The organism is Rodentibacter trehalosifermentans (genome assembly GCF_002000545.1).
Classification (GTDB): Bacteria; Pseudomonadota; Gammaproteobacteria; order Enterobacterales; family Pasteurellaceae; genus Rodentibacter; species Rodentibacter trehalosifermentans.
This window is the reverse complement of record NZ_MLHL01000111.1, coordinates 1-3,650: the sequence shown is the minus strand read 5'-3', so window position 1 is coordinate 3,650 and position 3,650 is coordinate 1. Positions and strand designations below refer to the sequence as shown.

Annotated in this window: 2 protein-coding genes; both read right to left on the bottom strand. The window is 41.1% G+C overall.

Going from position 1 to position 3,650, the window contains the following annotated elements; genetic code table 11:
- Positions 1 to 200 precede the first annotated feature (200 nt).
- Positions 201 to 1,859: an amino acid ABC transporter ATP-binding/permease protein gene (locus tag BKK52_RS13160; protein WP_077478884.1), complete on the bottom strand. Its 1,659-nt coding sequence runs from the start codon at positions 1,857 to 1,859 to the stop codon at positions 201 to 203.
- Positions 1,852 to 3,597 (bottom strand): ABC transporter ATP-binding protein/permease, encoded by a 1,746-nt coding sequence (locus tag BKK52_RS13155; protein WP_077474547.1) that lies wholly within the window; start codon positions 3,595 to 3,597, stop codon positions 1,852 to 1,854. Before BKK52_RS13155 ends, BKK52_RS13160 begins: the two co-directional genes overlap by 8 nt.
- Between the last annotated feature and the right edge of the window lie 53 nt (positions 3,598 to 3,650).

Genomic DNA, 3,650 nt, shown 5'->3' with positions numbered 1-3,650 from the left:
TTGGTAAGCGATTCGGGGTTGCATAAAGAAAAGGAGGAAAAATAAAGGCAGCACTAAGGGGTAAAAACGAAAGGAATGATTTCATAGAGCGTAGTAATGGTTGGTTAGTATTGAAGAATTATTGTTTAATTAGGACAAAAACGCAACAGCCACCAGTAAAATCATATAAAAGGTGCGGTCATTTTCAACCGCACTTTTCATTAGGACATCCGCCCATTCTCAATACCAATCACCTGATCACAAATAGCCATAGTGGATTGACGATGACTGACGAGAATAATCAGCTTATCCGCCTTCACCTGAAGTAGAGATTGTAAAATGATTGCTTCGTTTAAACTGTCCAGATTGCTGGTGGGTTCATCCAATAAAATAATCGGAGCGTTGTGTAAAAAAGCACGGGCTATGCCGATACGTTGTTTTTCGCCATCTGAAAGATTGCCGCCCAGTTCTGTCATTTTGGTTTGATACCCCTCCGGTAGGCTCATAATGAAATCGTGAATGGATGCCTGTTTTGCCGCTTCAACGATTTGTTCTTGTGTGGAGGAACGGTGGGCAAGGCGAATATTTTCTTCGATGGTATCGTTGAAAATATAGGTTTGTTGGGTGATGTATGCCATATTCTCACGCAGGCTTGCGGTATTGATGTTGGAAAGTTGCGTATTATTAATGGAAATTTGCCCCTGCTGCGGATCGTAAAAACGCATTAGAAGTTTTAATAAGGTACTTTTGCCACTACCGCTTCTGCCGTGAATCCCCAGAATTTGACCTTTTCGTAACTGAAAATTAATGTCCGTGAGAATTTGTTCATCAGCATAAGAAAAACTCAGATTTTCTACGCTAATTTCGGAAACACTTTCCAAATTGACCGCACTTTCTACATCTTTTAGTACAGGTTGTTCCGCCAGCAAGCTCAATACCCGCTCACCGGATGCCAAAGTTTGTAATAAATTACTGGAAAGATTACTCAAGGCAATCACCGGACCATAACTCGACATTAATAAAATCGTGCCTGTTAAAAAATTGGCAAAATTAATTTCCTCTAAATAGAACAAAATCAAGCTGGTAAATAAAATGATGATATTGAAGACGGACACGGCAATTTCGGTATAAACCCGCACTTTGCCTTCTTGATCCTTAATTTTTCGGAAAGCTTTATCAATGGCTTGGCTACGCTGTTGAATTTCCTCTAAACGATTCTGCTCATAGCTGAAAAGCTGAATTTCTTTCATACCACGAATACTGTCGAGGAAAAAGTCATTCATTTCACCCACCTGCTCGCGATATTGTCTGCCGTCTTCACGGGCTAATCGGGTGGTGATGATCGGTAAAACCACGCCAATACAAAGATATGCCACGAATGCGACTAAGGCAAACCACAAGGAAAGATGAGCAAATACTACGACTAAGATCGCTGAAGTAAAAAAGGCAATCATAATCGGCGCAATGGTGTGGGCGTAAAAGACTTCAAGCAATTCAATATCGTTTGTCACCAATGAGACAAGTTGCCCAGCCTGCTTATCTTGCAATTTCACAAATGCCAGACGGCGCAAGGCGGAAAAGACTTTATCACGCAATAATGCCAACAATTTAAAAGCAATATAATGACCGGACATTTGTTCTAAATAACGCAAAATACCACGGGCAACGGCAAGGGCGATAAGTGCGGTCAAAATTTGGGTTAAATTTAAATGCCCATCAAAACCGAGCAAATGTGCCAAGCCCGTCGCCCCCAGCACCATAATGAAAATCGCACTAAGAAAACCTAGGGTTCCCATTGTGATGGTGAAAATCATAATATGGGCGAGGGGTTTCACCAACCCGAGCAACTGCCACATCACTAAAAATCCGTTTTTACGCATTTGCCACCTCTCTAATTTGCTCTAAAGATTTTTGTTGTTGGAACATTTCCGCATAAGCCCCATTTTCTGCCATTAACGAGGTGTGCGTGCCTTGTTCAATCAATCTGCCTTTATCCAACACATAAATGCAATCCGCATTTACGGCATTAGCAAGGCGGTGGGAGATCATCACAATGGTTTTGTGTTGTTTAAATTGTTGGATAAATTTCAAAATCACTTCTTCACTTTCTACATCAATATTGCTGGTGGCTTCATCAAAAATGTAAACACTGGCGTTATGCAATAATGCCCGAGCCAAGGCAAGGCGTTGAATTTGTCCACCTGATAAATTTGCCCCCCGACTTAATAAAGGCATCGCTAAACCACCATTTTCACGCACAAAATCGGCTAAATTGACCTGTTCCAAACATTGGTAAATTTGTTCGTCAGTGGCATCGGTTTTTGCCATCTGCATATTTTCCCGTAATGAGCCTTTAAACACATAACTACTATGGCTTACCAACGAAACATTTTCATAGAAAGAAGTGCGGTCAATTTCAGCGGCGTTTTGTCCATTAAACCAAATTTCCCCTTGTTGCGGCTTGTGAAAACCCATCAACAAAGAAACCAAAGTGGATTTGCCGCAACCGCTTTTCCCCACAAACATAGTGAGTTGGTTTGGATGAATCGTTAAATCCAAACCTTGAATAGCCGTTTTTTCCGGGGAATAGGAAAAATGTAAATCTTGAATATCCACCTTCACCTTATCTTTAGCAGCAAAATCGACCGCACTTTGTTGAGTTTCGACCGGCGTATCAAGTAAGGTAAAAATCTTATCGGAGGCGGCTTTTCCATTCATTGCCACGTGGAAAAAAGAACCCAATAAGCGTAAAGGAATAAAAAATTCCGAGGCGAGCAAAATAAACAAAATTACGCCCAAAATACTGATTTGCGCCGATTGATATTGTAAAAGTGCGGTCAAAATCCCCACCGCTGCACCGCCATAGGCAAGCAAATCCATTAATGAAACGGAGTTGAGCTGCATCGTCAGCACTTTCATTGTAATCGTGCGAAATTGCTCCGCTTCCGCATCCATTTGTTTGGCTTTATAGCCGTCATCTTGATAAATTTTCAACGTAATCAAACCTTGTAAATTATCCAAAAAACTACTGCCCAGCCCCACATAGATCGCCCAATATTTTGCTAAAAGTTTTTTGGCAATTTTATTCACTGCGATAATGGATAGGGGAATAAGTGGTACACACACCAGTAAAATTAATGCGGTCGGTGCATTAAAAAACACTAAAAATAGAAATAACGTGAGCGGGGCAAGCAAACTATAAAATAGTTGTGGTAAATAACGTCCGAAGTAAATTTCTAATTGTTCCACCCCTTCAGATGCTACCTGAATGATATTCGATGTGGATTGTTGATTCACCTGATTCAATGGCATTGCTGATAATTTACGGTAGATTAAACTTCTCAATTCGTGCTTCACTCTTGTGCTGGCAAAATAAGATGCCTGTACGGATTTTTTACCGGAGAAAACTCGCAGGGCAAGTGCCACAATCAAAATTGCGCCAAAACCAACCGCACTTGGTACACTAAGTTTATGCAAAAATGCGGTTTGCAACACATAGGCAAATACCACCGCAGTAACAATACCACCGGCTAATGCAAGCCAATTCCACAGCACGGTTATTGCAATCCATTTTTTGCTCTCCGCCACAGTATTAATCAGGCGTTTATCGATCATCATAATGATTACTCCTAAAACGAAAGAAGTGCGCAAAGTGATCTGCACCCCAAAAG